The following is an 18,199-nucleotide window of genomic DNA, read 5'->3' as shown; positions in this document are numbered from 1 at the left end:
CGCTTTTCGCCAGCCTTTGTTGGCCTTCACACCTGGTTCCGTCAACGGAATACGTCCCTCTATGGCTTCCGCACTCTCCGACAAACTATCTCGCCTCGTCAAGGAAATGCGAGGCCAGGCCCGCATTACCGAAACCAATGTCTCCGACATGCTGCGCGAAGTGCGCATGGCGCTGCTGGAGGCCGACGTGGCATTGCCGGTCGTGCGCGATTTCATCGCCCGAGTCAAGGACAAGGCCCTGGGCCAGGAAGTCATGGGCTCGCTGCAGCCAGGCCAAGTGTTGGTCAGCATCGTCAGCAAGGAGCTGGCTGCAACGATGGGGGAGGGTGTCAGCGACATCAACCTCAACGCGCAGCCCCCTGCCGTGATCCTGATGGCCGGTCTGCAGGGTGCTGGTAAAACCACAACCACGGCCAAGCTGGCCAAACACCTGATTGAGAAGCGTAAAAAGAAGGTGTTGACGGTATCGGGCGACGTGTATCGCCCCGCCGCTATTGAACAGTTGAAGACGGTGACTGCCCAGGCCGGCGCAGAATGGTTTCCGTCCACCGCGGACCAGAAGCCAGTCGACATCGGCCGTGCCGCGCTGGACTATGCTAAGAAGCATTTCTTTGACGTGCTGCTCGTTGACACTGCTGGCCGCCTGGCGATCGACGAAGTGCTGATGGCCGAGATCAAGGAACTGCACGCTGCGCTGAACCCAGTTGAAACCTTGTTTGTCGTTGATGCCATGCAGGGCCAGGATGCGGTCAACACGGCAAAGGCCTTCAAGGAAGCGCTGCCGCTGACCGGCATCATCCTGACCAAGTTGGACGGCGATTCACGCGGCGGTGCAGCGCTGTCGGTGCGCCAGATCACCGGTGCACCGATCAAGTTTGCCGGTACCAGCGAAAAGCTGGACGGCCTGGAGGTGTTCGATGCGGAGCGCCACGCCGGTCGTATTCTGGGCATGGGCGACATCCTGGCACTGGTGGAGCAGGTCACCTCTGGGGTGGATATTGCTGCGGCGCAAAAGCTGGCCGCCAAGGTCAAGAGCGGCGCCGGTTTTGATTTGAACGATTTCCTGGCCCAGATCCAGCAGATGAAGCAGATGGGTGGCCTGTCCAGCCTGATGGACAAGCTGCCGGCCGCCATGACGGCCAAGGCCGGCAATGTGAACATGGACCAGGCCGAGAAAGACATCAAGCGCAAAGAAGGCATCATCCACAGCATGACGCCACTGGAGCGCCGCAAGCCCGAGCTCATCAAAGCCACGCGCAAACGCCGCATTGCCGCCGGCGCCGGCGTCCACGTTCAGGAAGTCAACCGCATGCTCAAGGAGTTTGAGCAGATGCAAACCATGATGAAGAAATTCTCAGGCGGCGGCATGATGAAGATGATGAAGCGACTGGGGGGCATGAAGGGAATGAAGGGTATGCCGGGAATGCCTTTCTGAGACCGTGCGGGACAAACCGCGGCGCAGCGGAGCTCTGTCGTCAATTGATCCCGGGTGTCAGACAGGGTGTCAGGGTTTCCCGCTCGTCCACCATAACTGGTCCACAAAATCCCCATTGCTGCGGGACAGACGGATGCGTAGCGGCATGAAGCCAAGGTCGGGTGCCACCCATACGTCCAATTGTGGTGACGCGCCCCCGGTTTGCGCGACCGGTTCGCGAATAAGATGGATTGCGTTCATGGAGGGGGCCGCAGGCACGGTCTTCAGCACAGTCGACTCTGCCACCCGGAACACCCACCGCTCGGACGCCGTAGCGCCGACTACCTGAAAGGCCAGCAGACTTCCCGCTGGCAGCCGTTCTGCATTGCCTGAAAACAGCGAGGCCAATTGCACCCAGACGCTGAGTTGATCCTGCGCCGCCAGTGTGAGGTCTGCTTCCAGCATGGTGGGGCCAAAGCGCAGCTTGCCGGCCACGCGGTCGAACTGCACGGCGGTTGGGTTGCGAACCTTGTCCTCAAACCGCACAGGCTCTAGCCCTTTGTCGCTCAGTTGCCCTTCGCTGATCACGGTCCGCGGCGCGGTTTCAAAATCGCTGAGCACCATGCGGGCGGTGTAACTTCTTCCGTCGTGTTGCCACCGCAGCTCCGCCTGCGCGAAGTCGCGGCGGCCATTGATCTGGCGCTGAATTTCGTATTGCAGCCGCACGGGAGTGGGGGTCGCCAGCAGGATGGACTGGTCCTCGTCCACCATGCCAGCGACGCCAAAGAAGACCTCGTCCGATGGCGGGATATCGGACGGCGCGCCGGGCTCGGCGGCCGGCTGGGCCTGGGCAGCCGCAGGGGGGACAGTATTTGTGCTTGCCACCGGCGGGCTGGGTGGCGGCATCAGGGCGGGGCTCAACTCCACATACACAGTCGTGGTGGTGGGGAGGGCGCTGACCGCCACATGCGGCGACCCCGTCCACCTGGCGCTGTAGAGGCTTCGCGGCAGGCCGCCGAGCAGCAGCCAGTGGGCTATAACCACCAGCGCCATGGTGCCTAGCTTGCGGCGCCTTGCGGTGGACAGGGCAAAATGTGTGTACAGCCGCCTGCGAAGGCTGGCGAGGCTGGGATGGTGCATGCGTAATCAGTAGGGCCGCGGAACGCCGGGGTGATGTAGCGGCATTCTGGAGTCAGGCCGTGGCAACAGCCTCGTTGGTCAGAACCTCGCCCCTTAGCGTATAGCTGCGCGTCTCGGTGATCCGCACATCGACCAGTTGCCCTACCAGGCGTGGCTGGCCGGCGAAGTTCACGACGCGGTTGCACTCCGTACGGCCCATCAGTTCGCCGCCGTCGCGCTTGCTATTGCCCTCCACCAGGATGCGCTGCACGGTATTCAGGCGGCTCTCAGAGATGCGTGTGATGTTGGCGTTGATGGCCGCTTGCAAATGCTGCAGGCGGCGCAACTTGACGTCATGCGGGGTGTCGTCGTGCAGGTTGGCCGCCGGTGTGCCGGGGCGGGGGCTGAAGATAAAGCTGAAGCTGTTGTCGAAACCGATGTCGTCGATCAGCTTCATCATCTTGTTGAAATCGTCCTCGGTCTCTCCGGGGAAGCCGACGATGAAATCACTGCTCATCGCCATGTCGGGCCGGATCGCGCGCAGCTTGCGCACGGTGCTCTTGTACTCCATCGCCGTGTAGCCGCGCTTCATGGCCATCAGAATCCTGTCGCTGCCGTGTTGTACCGGCAGGTGCAAATGGCTGACCAGCTTAGGGATCTTGTCATACACCGCGATCAGCGACGGTGTGAACTCGTTGGGGTGGCTGGTGGTGAAACGGATGCGCTCGATGCCTGGGATGTCGGCCACGTATTCAAGCAGCGTTGCAAAGTCGGCCTCTTCGCTGGTACCGCCCATGGTGTGACGCCAGGCATTGACGTTCTGGCCCAGCAGCGTGATTTCCTTGACGCCCTGGTCGGCCAGGCCGGCCACTTCCACCAACACATCTTCAAAGGGGCGATTGATTTCTTCGCCACGGGTATAGGGGACGACGCAATAGCTGCAGTATTTGTTACAGCCTTCCATGATGCTGACAAAGGCCGACGCGCCCTCCACCTTGGCGGGCGGCAGGTGGTCGAACTTCTCGATCTCGGGGAAGCTGATGTCCACCTGCGGCTTGTTCAGCGCCTTGCGCGCGTTCAGCATCTCGGGCAGGCGGTGCAGCGTCTGCGGGCCAAATACCACGTCCACAAAGGGAGCACGTTTGATGATCTCTGCGCCTTCCTGGCTGGCGACGCAGCCGCCCACGCCGATCAGCACGCCCTTCTTGGCCAGGTGGCGCACGCGACCCAGGTCCGAAAACACTTTCTCTTGCGCTTTTTCACGCACCGAACAGGTGTTGAACAAGATCAAATCGGCCTCGTCCACGTTTTGCGTCGGGGTGTAGCCCTGGGCGGCGCCCAACACGTCGGCCATCTTGTCCGAGTCGTACTCGTTCATCTGACAGCCAAAGGTTTTTATGAATACTTTTTTGCCGTTGGTCATAGAGACTTCTCTGGAAAATGCTATGGATTTGGTAGCGGCTTACGCCCTCTGCACGAGGGCTACAGCCCTATTTGGCTTGTAGATAGCGGTGCCAGCCGTGGCCGGGCCGGTTTTACTGCTGTGTGCTGTAGGCAGGGGCGCTGGACTTGCTCCCGGCCTCGCCGGTCGCCGTCGCTGCGTCTGTCACGTAATTGGGCGGCTGGACGGAGCCGTCGCGGGGCTGCCGGGCCTCAGTGGCGTTGAGCACCCAGACCTCATGCACCAGTCCTACAGGGTCCAGCACATAGTTCACGACTACCTGTTGGCCGGCCAGTGCACCAGAGACCATCAGTAGATTGTTGGTACCGCGGATGCGAGCACCGGGTGATAGGCGCGCAGGCTTGCCGTTCAACAAAATGTCCGGCGGGTAGGTAACCTGCAGCGTCGCACGCTTGGCCGCCGCGGGGAAGGCACGTTGGGCTTCCTGCGCGAACGCGGTGCCGGCCATCGATAGCACAGCGGTGGCGAGGAGCGTAGCGCGCCATGCGGGAGCTAATGAACGGAGAGAGGGAATGCAGCGGTTCATGGTGTATGTCCAGAGGCTGTTGAGAGAAGGCCTGATTTTAGGGCCAACGCCCTTTGACAATGCAGCAATAAAAAACCCGCTACGGCGTGGGCCACAGCGGGTTTTTTGCAGAATTTTGGTGGTCGTAGGTGGACTTGAACCACCGACATCAGCATTATGAATGCTGCGCTCTAACCAACTGAGCTATACGACCGCAGCCCAGAATTATAGACCAAAAATTATTGGTGGGTAAAGTTGGCGGCGCGCTTGTTGACGAAGGCGTCCATGCCTTCCTTCTGGTCAGCAGTGGCAAACAGCGCATGGAACAGGCGGCGTTCAAACACGATGCCGTCGGCCAATGTGCCTTCAAACGCGCGGTTCACGGATTCTTTGGCTGCCATCGTGGCGACTTGCGAGAAGGCGCAAATCTGCAGCGCGGCGCCCAGGGCCTCTTCCTGCAACTTGTCCAGAGGCACCACGCGGCTCACCAGGCCGGCGCGTTCGGCCTCGGTCGCGTCCATCATGCGGCCGGTCAGCGCCAAGTCCATGGCTTTTGCCTTGCCGACGGCGCGGGGCAGGCGCTGCGTACCGCCCGCGCCGGGGATGATGCCCAGCTTGATCTCGGGCTGGCCGAACTTGGCGTTGTCGGCGGCGATGATGAAGTCGCACATCATCGCCAGCTCGCAGCCGCCTCCCAGCGCAAAGCCGCTGACCGCAGCAATCACGGGCTTACGGATGCTGCGGATGGTTTCCCAGTTGCGGGTGATGAAGTCGCCCTTGTAGGCATCTGCGAAACTGAACTTGGCCATGGCGGTAATGTCGGCGCCGGCAGCAAATGCTTTTTCGCTACCGGTGATGACCATACAGCCAATGGCCGGGTCGGCGTCAAAAGCCTTGAGCGCGTGGCCTAGCTCGTCCATCAACTGGTCGTTCAGCGCATTAAGTTGCTTGGGCCGGTTCAGCGTGATGATGGCAACTTTGTCGCCCTCGACGCGGGTGGTGATGCATTCGTAGTTCATGTTGCGTGGACCTGTTCAGCGGAGTTTATTTGGAGGGAGTGATGGCATTCTGCGGCCCTAGCCACGCGTCGACCAGCGTCGCGTCTTTGACGGCCAGCCGCACAGCCTGGCTGGCCTTGGGCAGCGTCAATGTCAGGCTCTGCAAACGCTTGTCGCGTGAGACGATGGCTGTCACTTTTTTGGCGTTGCCGGCGCACAGTGTGAAATCGTCCAGCGACTGCAGGCGCCAGGCGCCATGGGCATCGTTGCCCGCAGGCTGCACGGCAATCCACTCGTCGCCACTGGCAAAGCCGGCCTTTTCAGCGACGCCGCCGCGCAGCACCTGTTGGATGACCAGGCTCCCGCCTTCCTTGACACGCAATCCCAGCTGCTGGGCTACCTGGTCGGGCTCGTAATGGATCTGCACACCGTGGCGCTCCAACAGCGCAGCCACCGGCAGATCCGCCGTGCTGTGGACCCAGCGGGTGATGTCAGGTGCGAAGGACCGGCCGCCCAATGCAGTCAGCACGGCCAGCAAGTCCTGTTCTGACATCGGACCGCCTTCGCAGCGGGCCCACAGTGCGCGCATTACGGCGTCCAAAGTCGTTTTGCCCTCTGCGCGCAGCGTCAGGTCCAGGCACAGGCCAACCAGCGAACCCTTGGTGTAGTAGCTGATCGTGGCATTGGCGGTGTTTTCGTCCTGGCGGTAATACTTAATCCACGCGTCAAAACTGGCCTGGGCCACGCTTTGCACCTTGCGCCCCGGCGCCTGGGCCACACCGTTGATGGTTTTGGTGATGAGCTTGAGGTAGGTCGCGTTGTCGATCAACGCAGCGCGGCGTAGCAGCAGGTCATCGTAGTAGCTGGTGAAGCCTTCAAAAAACCACAGCAGCTCGGTATAGTTTTCCTGCGTGTAGTCATAGGTGGCCAGCTCGGCCGGGCGTAGCCGTTTGACGTTCCAGGTGTGGAAGTATTCGTGGCTGATCAACCCCAAGAGCGTGGTGTAGCCTTCGGGTTGCTTGTGTGTGGTGGAGGCTAGCGTGGTGCGCGGCAAACGGGGCAGGTCGGCGCGCTTGCAGATCAGCGCGGTGGAGTTCTTGTGCTCCAGGCCGCCATAACCGTCAGCGACGGCATTCAGCATGAAGACGTAATTTTCAAACGGAATCGGGCTGAGGGCCGCGCCAGACGCGCGTAAGCCGCTATTGTTTTTGATGTTGGCGCCATGCCAGAAGCGGATTTCCGCTTCGCAGATCGCTTGCGTATCCGCCAGCAGCTTGTCGCCATCAAAGCTCGGTGGCGCGCCAGCCACGACGAAGCGGTGCGGTATGCCACATGCGACAAAGCTTCCGCTCCAGAAAGGTCCCAACTCGAACGGGCAGTCGACCAGCGTGTCGTAGTCGGGGCTTACGTAGGTTCCAAAACCCTGCCTGTTGACTTTTTGTGCGGTGGCCCCCGTCGCGACTGACCATTGCGCTATCGATTCGGTAGCAACCAGTTCCAGCGCATGGGGCTGGTCGTGCAGCCCTTCTACTTGCAAACACAGACTTGTTCCATTGAAAAAGCCGCGCGTGGCGTCCAGCCACGCAGTGCGCACCGAGTTGTCAAATGCATAGACCTCGTAGCGCACGATCAAGGGCTGGCCGGGCGCGCAGTCCACTGTCCAAGTGGCCTTGTCGGATTGCTCAGCGGCCAGCGTTTTCTTGCCCTGCTGGCAGTTGAGGTTTTGCAGGTTCTTGGCAAATTCGCGCACCAGGTAGCTGCCAGGTATCCACACCGGAAGGCGCAGCACCTGTCGCGCGGCGGGGGCGGCAATGGTTAGCGTGACGCCAAACAGGTGGGCGTGCAGGTTGGCCACTTCCACACGGTAGTGAACGGCGGGTGCAGGGTTGGAGCGGGTACGTGAAGGTGCTTTTGTGCGCGTCGTGGTCATGAACATCCCTGGCCAGCGGCCTAGCCTTTGTTACCCGACAGCATCTTCTCGATCTGCGCTGCGTCGGCCGCGCCCGGTACGCGGGTGCCATCTACGAAAAACAGCGTTGGCGTACCGGTGATCTTGTAAGTGCGGCCAAATTCGCCGTTGCGTGTCAGCGCCGCCGTGTCGCAGCTAGCCGCAGGGGCCGGTTGGTCGCGCACCATCCAGTCTTGCCATGCCTTGCCCTGATCCTTGGCACACCAGATGGCTTTGGATTTGTCTGCAGAGTCTGGCCCCAGGATGGGGTACAGGAACATATAGACGGTAACGTTGTCGATTTTTTGCAGGTCGCGCTCGAAGCGTTTGCAGTATCCGCAGTTGGGGTCTTCAAAAACGGCCACCTTGCGTTTGCCGTTGCCGCGGACGATAGTGAATGCGTCTTTGAAAGGCAGCTCGTCGAATTTGACGGCCGTGAGCTTGTTCACCCGCTCCTCCGTCAGGTTGCGTTTGGCCCGTATATCGATGATGTTGCCTTCGATCAGGTAGTTGGCCTGCGCGTCGGTGTAGAAAATTTCGCTGCCATTGATGCGCAACTCGTACACGCCGGGAATTGGGGTTTTACTGATCTCATCCACATTTTTGAGCTGTGGGAGGCGTTCGGCGATGGCTTTGCGGATCTGTGCCTCTTGCGCCGTGGCTTGGCTGCACAGCACAACCACGGATGCGGCCAGCAGGGATTTCAGTAGTGTCTTCATATAGTCAGTTCTCGTTGTGATTGGTTGGCTTGCTCGCGGTGCCCATCGCGCGCCGTGCAACCCATTGCTTGATCGGTCCACTCGCTTCAAATCGGTTCATACCCCAGTTGCGCATAGCCTGCACTGCCGGGTGGCGGTTGGTAAACAGCTGCTGCAGCACATCGTTTGCCTGGCCCATCACTGCAAATTCCGCCTTGCGTGCCCGTTCATACTGGCGCAGCAAGCGGGCGTCACCCACACTGCGCCAATAGGCACGCCCGGTGACTCTATCCACCAGCTCGGCTACATCGGCCAAGCCCATATTCAGCCCCTGCCCCGCCAGCGGGTGCACGGTGTGGGCCGCATCGCCCGCCAGTACCCATGCGCCCTGCGACGACACTCCGCTCCAACGCCGCGCCAGCGCTTGCTGCAAGGGCCACACCCTGCGCGCACTGGTCAATTGGACGGTGCCCAGCGCGCCATGCCCAGCAGACTCCAACGCGCGACAAAAATCTTCTTCACTGGTTACCTGCAGCGCTTGCGCACGCTCTGGACTGACAGACCAGACAACTGCGCACAAGTTCCCCTGGGCGCCCCCCAAAGGCAAAAAGGCGAGAATTTCTCCCTTGTTGTTGAACCACTGGCGGGCCACCTGGGCGTGGGGCAGCGCGCATTGCACGCGTGCTGCCAGCGCCCATTGGTCATAGGGCGTGACGTCCCATTCCACACCCCACTCCTGGCGCGACTGGCTGGCCTTGCCTTCGCACACCACGGTCAGGGCGGCAGGCTGGGGGGCATCAACGACCTCGATCAAGGGTTGAAAGCGCACCGCATCGGCCAGTCGGGCTTCGAGTGCCGGCACGTCCACAATCCAGTTCAATGCCTCGGCGGCGTTCTTGGCTGCGTCAAAAGCGACCTGGCCGCCGTCATCCCCGTGCACTTGCATGGACAACACCGGTGTGGCGTGCTGTGCATCGGGCCAGCAGCGCACGGCCTTGAGCATGCGACGCGAGGGGAGGCTCAGGGCATAAGCCCGTACGTCCGTGGCCTGTGCTTCGGCGGCTTGGGGCGCAAGCGGTGCCGGGGCAACTAGGGCTACACGCAATTGCTTGCCCGCCAAGTGCAGGGCCAGGGTGCGCCCGACGATCCCTGCGCCCCGGATGCAGATATCAAACGGTCTTGTCATGGGGCGATTGTAAAAGTTGGGGCTGCAGCGGGTTGTTGGCCCGCTTTTTGGCCCTACGAGGTTTTGGAACCGGTTTCCCAAGCAGAGGCTTCAGTCGGCGCTGCCTCCAGGAACCGGATGGGGCGACGCGTGTTGGGTGACATCTCGGCCAATAGGTCGCGCAGGTCATTGAGTACCCGCTCGGGCGGGACTGGGTTCTCATGCAGCAAGACGCACGCTGCATGGAAGTGCAGGGTAACCTCTGGCACCAGCCCCGGAAGCGGGATCAAGCCTGAGCCGACCAGTTTGACCATGCGCTCGGTCAGAAATTTGCGGGTGGTAACACCCTCCATCAAAAGCCCGAATTGGGCGGTGCCCACGCGGCCAGCGGGATCCACATCGCGCAGAATGCGTTGAATCTTGACAACAGCCCGGAGCAAGCATTGCTCGGCCGTGGTGTCGCTGTAGGCCTGGCGGATGTGTTCGTGGTTGGTGACGTGCACGATGACCAGGGCCAACGGCTCCCGGTGGTCTATGGCACGCTGAACGGCACCCTCCAGGTGGGTCTGGAACACCTCTGGCGTCAACAATCCTGTCAGCGCATCTTGCGTCGGAAGATGGTTGGCGCGTACTACCAACTCCTTGCGGTCATGGGTGAGCTGGGTCAGCGCGTACATCAAAATGGGTATCGATATGGCGACGAAACCCGTGGTCAGATAGCGCACCTGCCATATAAGCGGGACCAGGCCTACCGTTTCGCACAGCAGATATGTCAGCGAAAAAAATTGGGGCAGCAGCGCAATCATCATCCAGCGCCCGACGGTAGAGCCCTGGTGCCAACTGAGTACGGTGGCACCCGTTCCGATCAGGGCGGCAAACAGCATGATGATGGCGCATACCCTGTCTGCTATGAAGCGATCGGCTACCGCGAACAGCAATACCGATGCAATCGTGCCCCAGCCCACCGAGGAAAGAAAGCGGTCATAGCGGTGGAAGTGCACGTGCAGCACGAAAACATTGCGGATAAACAGCAAAGTACTGCCCACCGCGATGACTGGCATTGCGTTGGATGCTGAATTGCCCAGTATCGGTATCTGCGCCCACACCGTGGCATTGAGGACACCTGCAATCTGGGCCAGCGTGGCCGCGATCAGCAGTGCAAACAGCGCGGCCCAGCCATCAATGGCCTTGCGGTGCTCAAGGAAGCGCAACATCGAAAGCACAGCCATGCTCAACAGGGCGCCAAACATCAGCCCCAATCCGATGAATTCCTGTTGACGTTGCGTCTCGCGCGTGCGCACTGTGGCCAGGCGAATCGGCACTGCCAGTTCTTTGAAGTTACGCACCTGCAGGTAGATATCCTTTGGGGCGGTGTCGGCAGGATCGAACTCGAAGTCAAAGTCCGGGTACAGACCGGGCCTGTGCCAGTCGGACTGCGCCAGCGTATCGCCCGCCTGCCGCGCCGTCCACCGCCCGTGAGCGTCCGTGCTGTAAAGCACTACATGGTCTACAAAGGGCAGGGGCACATTCAGCGTCCACTGCGCGGTAGATCCTGGCGCGCGGGTGACGACAAGCTTGATCCACAAGGTGTCGTACTTGTTCAGCGTGTTGCGTGTGAGTGCGGGTTCGGATTTGAAACGGGCGCCGCCGCTGAGGATCTGCTCCAAGGTCGCATGTGAGCCCTCATCTGTCCAGGTGCTGACAGCATCGGCGATCTGCATGGATGGAACGTTGTCCGCCAGCACCACAATGTTGCCGGAGGGCGGCTGGCCGGCCTGGGCGGAAAGACCGCACAGGCAGCAAACGGTGACCAGCAGTCGTACCAACAGGGATGGCATACACTTGACACCCCTTTTTTAGAGGTTTTTATGAGTTTGAAGTGTGGCATTGTAGGCCTACCCAATGTTGGTAAATCGACGTTGTTCAACGCCCTGACCAAGGCCGGCATAGCCGCGGAAAACTACCCGTTTTGTACGATTGAGCCCAACGTCGGCATTGTGGAAGTGCCAGATGCGCGCATGGCGCAGCTGGCCGACATCGTCAAGCCGGAGCGCATCGTGCCCGCCGTCGTGGAGTTCGTCGATATTGCCGGTCTGGTGGCCGGCGCCAGCACCGGCGAAGGTCTGGGCAACAAGTTCCTGGCCCATATCCGCGAAACCGATGCCACCATCAATGTGGTGCGCTGCTTTGAAGACGACAACGTCATCCACGTGGCCGGCAAGGTCGACCCGATCTCCGACATCGAGGTCATTCAGACCGAACTGTGCCTGGCCGACCTGGCCGCCGCCGAAAAAGCCCTGCACCGCGTGACCAAGACGGCACGATCGGGGGACAAGGAATCCATCAAGCTCGTCGCCATCCTGGAGAAATGCCAGGCCGCGCTGAACCTGGCCAAGCCTGTGCGCACGCTGGACTTCAGCAAGGAAGAACTGCCGCTGTTGCAGCAGTTTTTCTTCATCACTGCGAAGCCGGCGATGTTCGTCGCCAACGTGGCCGAGGACGGTTTCACGAACAATCCTATGCTGGACCGCTTGACTGCCTACGCCACCGCGCAAAACGCGCCCGTGGTCGCCATCAGCGCCAAGATGGAAGCCGAGATGTCGGAGATGAGCGATGACGACCGCCAGATGTTCCTGGAAGAGCTGGGCCAGACCGAGCCCGGCCTGAACCGCCTGATCCGCTCGGCCTACAAGCTCTTGGGCCTGCAGACCTATTTCACCGCCGGTGTGAAAGAAGTTCGTGCCTGGACCATCCACGTCGGCGATACCGGACCGCAAGCGGCCGGTGTGATCCACACCGATTTTGAGAAGGGCTACATCCGCGCCCAGACCATCGCCTTTGACGACTACATTGCATTCAAGGGCGAGCAAGGCGCCAAGGACGCGGGCAAGATGCGGGCCGAAGGCAAGGAATATGTTGTCAAGGATGGTGACGTCATGAACTTCCTGTTCAGCTCCTAGTCCTTTCGCCGCGCACCACGTGACCTGGTCCTACGACTGGCTCGCACTGGGTGCGGCCGCCTGCTGGGCGGTGACCAGCCTTCTATCAGCGCCGCAGGCGCGCCATCTGGGCGCATTTGCATTCACGCGCTGGCGCATGCTGCTGGTGTTTTGCATGCTGGTGCCGGTTGTGCTGGTCACCGAAGGCTGGCGCAGCCTGAGCCTGGCCCAGGGTGGCGTGCTGATCACCAGTGGCTTGGTCGGCATCTTCATCGGTGATACGGCACTCTTTGCCGCCATGAACCGCCTGGGGCCACGGCGCACCGGCGTGCTGTTTGCAACCCACGCCGTGTTCAGCGCCCTGCTGGGCTACTTCTTCCTGGACGAACGCATGGGCGCGCAGGCCATGCTGGGGGCCGCACTGGTCGTGGGCGGCGTGATGACGGCGGTGGCCTGGGGCACGCGCCGCGATGAGACGCATGCATGGGAATCCACCCGGGGCCACTGGGCGGCGGGCGTGGCGCTGGGGCTGTTGGCGGCGCTGTGCCAGGCCATGGGCTCCTTCATCGCCAAGCCGGTCATGGCCAGCGGCGTCGATCCGGTATCAGCCACCGTACTGCGCGTGGCCGCTACGTGCGCCGCACATTTTGTATTGCTGTGGTGGGGCGCGGCGGCGGCGCAGGCCCACAGGCCAGCCACGCTGCGCGTGTTGGCGGGTACCGGCTTGAGTGGCTTCATCGGCATGGGGTTGGGGATGAGCCTGATCCTTCTGGCGCTGCAGCATGGCGATGTGGGCATGGTGGGCATCCTTTCCTCGGTCTCCCCGGTGCTGGTGCTGCCCCTGTTGTGGTGGCGCCTGGGCCGCGCTCCGGCATCGGGTGCATGGCTGGGTGCCGCGCTCACCGTGCTGGGGACTGTGCTCGTATTGGTGCGCTAGCCCTCGCCAGCTGTGCGTAAGCAGCTATTGAAAAGATAGCAACTCAAAACATGCCAAACGCGCCGATGGCGGCGGCCGTCATCGTCACATAGCGGGCGAACTTGCCAATCGCCATATAGAAGAGACAGGGCCAGAATGGCAGCTTAAGCCAGCCGGCCACCGCGCACAGCGGATCTCCGACCAGTGGCAACCAGGCCAGCAGGCAGGCCTTGGGCCCCATCCGCCTGAGCCAGTCGAGCGCGCGGGTGTGGTGGGCCGAGTGTTGGTATTTGTCGGCCACCTTATGGGCGCCGTAGCCCATCCACCAGTCCACGGCACCGCCCAGCGTATTGCCAACGGTGGCCACCAGCACGACGGGCCAAAACATCGCGTGATTGAGGTGAATCAGGCCCAGGACGATAGGCTCAGACCCCAACGGAATCAGCGTGGCCGAGATGAAGGACACCACAAATACCGCTGTCAAGCTGTACTCGGGCAGCGCCAACAATGTAAGCAATTGTTCTATCCAGACGGGCATGCCGCGAGTGTAGGCTGTTCGCCAACCGCGCCCCTGTTCGCTGCCGTACCAAGCGCCCGATTGCACCGCCGGAAACATTTACACAAGAATTTCAATTGCTGAAATTTTGAGCAGCTAGAATGGCGTCCGGTCCGCAACCCGGTTGCCTCGGCCGCACCCCAATTCCAAAAAATACCTCACATGCACATCGGCCAATTCGCTATGGCGAATCCCCTGTTTGTCGCACCCATGGCGGGTGTGACGGACAGGCCTTTCCGCCAGTTGTGCAAACGCCTGGGTGCGGGTTACGCGGTCAGTGAAATGGTCACATCGCGCCGCGATTTGTGGGACACGCTGAAGACCTCGCGCCGCGCCAACCACGACGGCGAACCCGGCCCCATCGCCGTGCAGATTGCCGGCACCGAGGCGCAGATGATGGCCGATGCCGCCGTCTACAACATCGAACGCGGTGCACAAATCATCGACATCAACATGGGCTGCCCGGCCAAGAAGGTCTGCAACAAATGGGCCGGCTCGGCGCTGATGCAGGACGAGACCCTGGCGCTGGCGATTGTCGAAGCCGTGGTGGCCGCTTGTGCACCGCACAACGTGCCGGTCACGCTGAAGATGCGCACCGGCTGGTGCCAGTCCCACAAGAATGCCGTCGTATTGGCGCGCGCCTTTGAAGGTGCCGGCGTGCAGATGCTGGCCGTGCATGGCCGCACGCGCGAGCAGGGCTACAAAGGTGATGCCGAATATGAAACCGTGGCGGCAGTCAAAGCTGCGGTGCAAATTCCCGTGGTCGCCAATGGCGACATCACCTCGCCCGAAAAAGCACAGGCTGTCCTGAAGGCCACTGGCGCCGACGCCATCATGATTGGCCGCGCCGCGCAGGGCCGGCCCTGGATCTTCCGCGAGATCAACCACTTTTTAACCACCGGCACGCATCTTGCGCCGCCGCTGGTCAGCGAGGTCAGGCGCTTGCTGGTCGAGCATCTGCAGGACCACTACAGCCTGTATGGGGAGTTCATTGGCGTACGCTCGGCGCGCAAGCACATTGGCTGGTATCTGCGCGAGCTTCCGGGGGGCGAGGCCTTCCGCGCGCAGATGAATGCACTGGACAACAGCGGCGCACAGGTGGCCGCAGTAGAACAATTTTTGGACCACTTGAACGAACACACGGACCGCATTCCCCACAAGGGGCTGACGGCCGGAATCAAAGGAAGAGACAACACCATGGAAACGGCAACACCATGAGCAAGAAGCTCATAGAAGACTGCGTGCGCACCAGCCTGGAAGGCTACTTCAAGGACCTGCGCGGCACCGAACCCGGCGGCATGCACGACATGCTGGTGCGGGCGGTCGAAAAACCCCTGCTGGAAGTGGTCATGGCCCAGGCCGACCACAACCAATCCAAGGCCGCGCAATGGCTGGGTTTGAACCGAAACACCTTGCGCAAGAAGCTGCTGGAACACCGGCTGCTCGACTAATGCCGCTTGCCTTTGTGCGGCAAGATGCTGCCAGGCTTCCTCCCGATTCCTAACTCTGGCACGCATCTGACATGAACGCATCCCAAACCGCACTAATCTCTGTTTCTGACAAAACCGGCATCGTTGAATTGGCCCAGGCGCTGCATGGGCAAGGCATCAAGCTGCTGTCCACCGGTGGCACTGCCAAGCTGTTGTCAGAAGCCGGCCTGCCCGTGACCGAAGTGGCCGAGATGACCGGCTTCCCGGAGATGCTGGACGGCCGCGTCAAGACGCTGCACCCCCGCGTGCACGGGGGCCTGTTGGCGCGCCGCGATGTGCCTGCACACATGGCCGCACTGGCCGAGCACAAGATTGGCACGATCGACGTTTTGGTGGTCAACTTGTATCCGTTCGAAGCCACGGTGGCCAAGCCGGGTTGCACGCTGGAAGACGCGATCGAGAACATCGACATTGGCGGCCCCGCCATGGTGCGCAGCGCTGCCAAGAACTGGAAAGACGTCGCGGTGCTGACTGACGCGTCGCAGTACCCAACCGTGATTGCCGAGTTGAAAGCCGATGGCAAAGTCAGCGACAAGACCAAGCTGGGCTTGTCGATTGCCGCGTTCAACCGCATCAGCCAGTACGACGGCGCCATCAGCGACTACCTGTCCGCTATCCAGATCGGTGAGTCTGTGCCCGCTGGTGACCAGGCACCCAAGCTGGACCTGTTTGCCGGCCAGTCCAACGGCCGCTTCATCAAGGTGCAGGATCTGCGCTACGGCGAAAACAGCCACCAACAGGCCGCGCTGTACCGCGACCTATACCCCGCGCCCGGTTCCCTGGTTACCGCCAAGCAGTTGCAGGGCAAGGAACTGAGCTACAACAATATTGCAGATGCCGACGCGGCGTGGGAATGTGTGAAGAGCTTTGACGGCACGCCAGCATGCGTCATCGTCAAACACGCCAACCCCTGCGGCGTGGCCGTGGGTAACAACGCGCTGGACGCCTACAACAAGGCCTTCCAGACCGACCCCACGTCCGCATTCGGCGGCATCATCGCGCTGAACTGTGAACTGGACGAAGCTGCTGCACAGCAGATCGCCAAGCAATTTGTCGAAGTGCTGATGGCCCCCAGCTTCACCGCCGGGGCACTGGAAGTGTTCAAGACCAAGGTCAACGTGCGCATCCTGCAAATCGACCTGCCCAAGGGCGGGGTGAGTGATTGGGACAACGGCCGCAACGCCATCGACATGAAGCGCATCGGCTCCGGCATCCTGCTGCAAACGGCGGACAACCACGAGCTGGCCCTGAGCGACTTGAAAGTGGTCACCACCAAACAACCCACAGCCGAAGAATTGAACGATCTGCTGTTTGCGTGGAAGGTCGCCAAGTACGTCAAGTCCAACGCCATCGTTTTCTGCAAGGGCGGCATGACCATGGGTGTGGGCGCTGGCCAGATGAGCCGCCTGGACTCTGCCCGCATTGCCAGCATCAAGGCCGGTCATGCCAAGCTGTCACTGGCCGGCACTGTGGTTGCCAGCGACGCCTTTTTCCCGTTCCGCGACGGCCTGGACGTGGTCGTCGACCACGGCGCCACCTGCATCATCCAACCCGGCGGCTCCATGCGCGACCAAGAAGTGATTGACGCCGCCAACGAGCGCGGTGTGTCCATGGTGTTCAGTGGCGTGCGCCATTTCCGGCACTGAATTGGCACCACCCGCTGTACCCAGCTTCATAAGCCTAATCCGGGTGTAGCCCTCGTGTAGCGGGCGTAAGCCGCTATTGATTTTGTAGCTTGTTTTGCGGGTCAAACCGACGGCCGGTAGGTCCTCACGCCAGCTTGTGGTGGTAGCATGCCCGTTTCCAACCCGTTCTCTCAGAGAGGTTAAACATGGCTGCTCCCGATATCGGTACCTGCGTTTCTGCTGGCATCAACGGTCTGAAGAAAGACCCGGTCACCCACATCGTGACTTCTCTGTTGATCGGGATTGTGGGTGGGGTTACCGCCGGCTTGCTGACCGGGCCGATGATGGTGGGCTATATGCGCATGATCAAGCACGAAGAACAGGGCGGCAAGGCCGAGATCGCCGACGTGTTCAAGGGCTTTGACGATTTCGTGCCGGCTTTGCTAGCCGTGCTGCTGTCCAGCATCATTGTTGGCATTGGCTTCATGTTTTGTGTCATCCCCGGCCTGCTGATCATGGCCTTGGTCCCTACCGCCGCCTATTTGGTGGCAGTGGGCGAGACGGACGGTATCAACGCGATCAAGCGCGCGTTCGATGCCATCAAGGCGAATCTGCTGGGTTCCGTCTTTTGTGCACTGGTGCTGGGCATTGTCGGCTCCATTGGTGGCCTGCTGTGCGGCATCGGCATCATCCTGACGCTGCCCATCGCCTTCATCGGCAGCTACCACATGGCCAAACAACTCACCGACGGCGGCGCCCCGCCAGCCGCCATCACCCTTGGCTGACACCAGCACCGATAGCGGGCTGCTCAGCCCGCCGGAGCGCCAATGGCGCTCCGCGCTGACGTTGGGCTGGCCGCTAGCCCTGTTGGGTGCTCCATTCGTGCTGTCCGTGGGGGATTTACCGCTGTGTGGCTTTCGCCACCTGACGGGTTCACCGTGTCCACTGTGCGGTGGCACGCGCGCATGTGCGGCGTTGGCGGATGGCAATTTCTTGACTGCCTGGCAGTTCAATCCTGGGTTGATGGTGTTGCTGGCCATAGCGGCGGCGCACTCAGCGCAACTCGGTTTCGAGGCTTGGACCGGGCGTCGCGTGCAGCGCTGGCGGATTGGGGCTGACGCTTGGCGGGCCGGGCTGGTTGTACTTCTGGCCAGTTGGGTTCTGCGTCTTTTAGGGCTTATCTAGTTATCTCTTTTGGGATGCCGTCTGGCTGCTGCCTTCGTGGTGGCAGAGTGCGGGGCAGTGGCCCCCGCCTCATGGTGTCAAAGGCCCACAAATCGGCGGGGACCACTGCCCCGCACTCTGCGGGTGGCTTTTGCGGCTCTTGGCAGAGGAGTCACGGAGCGGATCTGGCAGGCTATAGT

17 protein-coding genes and 1 tRNA gene are annotated in these 18,199 nt (G+C 61.3%); 8 read left to right on the top strand and 10 right to left on the bottom strand.

Features of this window, described 5'->3' with window-relative positions; genetic code table 11:
* The first annotated feature begins 61 nt into the window (after nt 1-61).
* Entirely contained in the window at nt 62-1,435 is a 1,374-nt protein-coding gene (gene ffh, locus AC097P_RS22095) for a signal recognition particle protein (protein ID WP_479612602.1), read from the top strand.
* A gap of 69 nt (nt 1,436-1,504) precedes the next feature.
* Here ffh and AC097P_RS22090 read toward each other — a convergent pair whose 3' ends face one another.
* From AC097P_RS22090 to AC097P_RS22050, 9 genes are all read right to left on the bottom strand, one after another.
* A complete protein-coding gene (locus tag AC097P_RS22090) occupies nt 1,505-2,554 on the bottom strand; it encodes a DUF3108 domain-containing protein (RefSeq protein ID WP_479612601.1) in 1,050 nt (349 codons plus the stop codon).
* Nucleotides 2,555-2,606: 52 nt separating this feature from the next.
* Entirely contained in the window at nt 2,607-3,956 is a 1,350-nt protein-coding gene (gene miaB / locus AC097P_RS22085) for a tRNA (N6-isopentenyl adenosine(37)-C2)-methylthiotransferase MiaB (RefSeq protein ID WP_479612600.1), read from the bottom strand.
* 112 nt (nt 3,957-4,068) lie between these two features.
* The gene (locus AC097P_RS22080; protein WP_479612599.1) at nt 4,069-4,521 is read right to left on the bottom strand and encodes a hypothetical protein; all 453 of its coding nucleotides are present in this window, start codon (nt 4,519-4,521) and stop codon (nt 4,069-4,071) included.
* A gap of 116 nt (nt 4,522-4,637) precedes the next feature.
* Nucleotides 4,638-4,714, bottom strand: a tRNA-Met gene (locus tag AC097P_RS22075).
* 25 nt (nt 4,715-4,739) lie between these two features.
* Entirely contained in the window at nt 4,740-5,519 is a 780-nt protein-coding gene (locus AC097P_RS22070) for an enoyl-CoA hydratase (RefSeq protein WP_479612598.1), read from the bottom strand.
* Nucleotides 5,520-5,544: 25 nt separating this feature from the next.
* A complete protein-coding gene (locus AC097P_RS22065) occupies nt 5,545-7,428 on the bottom strand; it encodes a M61 family metallopeptidase (protein WP_479612597.1) in 1,884 nt (627 codons plus the stop codon).
* Nucleotides 7,429-7,448: 20 nt separating this feature from the next.
* A complete protein-coding gene (locus AC097P_RS22060; RefSeq protein WP_479612596.1) occupies nt 7,449-8,165 on the bottom strand; it encodes a DsbC family protein in 717 nt (238 codons plus the stop codon).
* Between the two features lie 4 nt (nt 8,166-8,169).
* Nucleotides 8,170-9,330: an FAD-dependent monooxygenase gene (locus tag AC097P_RS22055; RefSeq protein ID WP_479612595.1), complete on the bottom strand. Its 1,161-nt coding sequence runs from the start codon at nt 9,328-9,330 to the stop codon at nt 8,170-8,172.
* Nucleotides 9,331-9,383: 53 nt separating this feature from the next.
* Nucleotides 9,384-11,147: a sensor domain-containing diguanylate cyclase gene (locus AC097P_RS22050; protein WP_479612594.1), complete on the bottom strand. Its 1,764-nt coding sequence runs from the start codon at nt 11,145-11,147 to the stop codon at nt 9,384-9,386.
* A 30-nt stretch (nt 11,148-11,177) separates the two neighbouring features.
* Here AC097P_RS22050 and ychF point away from each other — a divergent pair, with 30 nt between their 5' ends.
* Nucleotides 11,178-12,269: a redox-regulated ATPase YchF gene (gene ychF, locus AC097P_RS22045; protein WP_479612593.1), complete on the top strand. Its 1,092-nt coding sequence runs from the start codon at nt 11,178-11,180 to the stop codon at nt 12,267-12,269.
* Nucleotides 12,270-12,288: 19 nt separating this feature from the next.
* A complete protein-coding gene (locus tag AC097P_RS22040; protein WP_479612592.1) occupies nt 12,289-13,185 on the top strand; it encodes a DMT family transporter in 897 nt (298 codons plus the stop codon).
* Between the two features lie 43 nt (nt 13,186-13,228).
* Here AC097P_RS22040 and AC097P_RS22035 read toward each other — a convergent pair whose 3' ends face one another.
* Complete coding sequence (locus AC097P_RS22035) at nt 13,229-13,702, bottom strand: YqaA family protein (protein WP_479612591.1); 474 nt, start codon at nt 13,700-13,702, stop codon at nt 13,229-13,231.
* Between the two features lie 180 nt (nt 13,703-13,882).
* Here AC097P_RS22035 and dusB point away from each other — a divergent pair, with 180 nt between their 5' ends.
* From dusB to AC097P_RS22010, 5 genes are all read left to right on the top strand, one after another.
* Complete coding sequence (gene dusB, locus AC097P_RS22030; protein WP_479612590.1) at nt 13,883-14,938, top strand: tRNA dihydrouridine synthase DusB; 1,056 nt, start codon at nt 13,883-13,885, stop codon at nt 14,936-14,938.
* Nucleotides 14,935-15,171 carry a helix-turn-helix domain-containing protein gene (locus tag AC097P_RS22025; RefSeq protein ID WP_479612589.1) on the top strand — a complete coding sequence of 79 codons (237 nt, stop codon included), beginning with the start codon at nt 14,935-14,937 and terminating at the stop codon, nt 15,169-15,171. Before dusB ends, AC097P_RS22025 begins: the two co-directional genes overlap by 4 nt.
* Before the next feature lie 71 nt (nt 15,172-15,242).
* The gene (purH, locus tag AC097P_RS22020; RefSeq protein ID WP_479612588.1) at nt 15,243-16,856 is read left to right on the top strand and encodes a bifunctional phosphoribosylaminoimidazolecarboxamide formyltransferase/IMP cyclohydrolase; all 1,614 of its coding nucleotides are present in this window, start codon (nt 15,243-15,245) and stop codon (nt 16,854-16,856) included.
* 185 nt (nt 16,857-17,041) lie between these two features.
* Entirely contained in the window at nt 17,042-17,620 is a 579-nt protein-coding gene (locus AC097P_RS22015) for a hypothetical protein (RefSeq protein WP_479612587.1), read from the top strand.
* Nucleotides 17,613-18,020, top strand: coding sequence for a DUF2752 domain-containing protein (locus tag AC097P_RS22010; RefSeq protein WP_479612586.1), 408 nt, complete (start codon nt 17,613-17,615; stop codon nt 18,018-18,020). The genes AC097P_RS22015 and AC097P_RS22010 overlap by 8 nt, the downstream gene beginning before the upstream one ends.
* The last annotated feature ends 179 nt before the right edge of the window (nt 18,021-18,199 follow it).

It is taken from the genome of Rhodoferax sp. ZS1R8, from assembly GCF_056521325.1.
The sequence above is the reverse complement of the archived record's forward strand: the minus strand, read 5'-3'. Positions and strand labels throughout refer to the sequence as shown.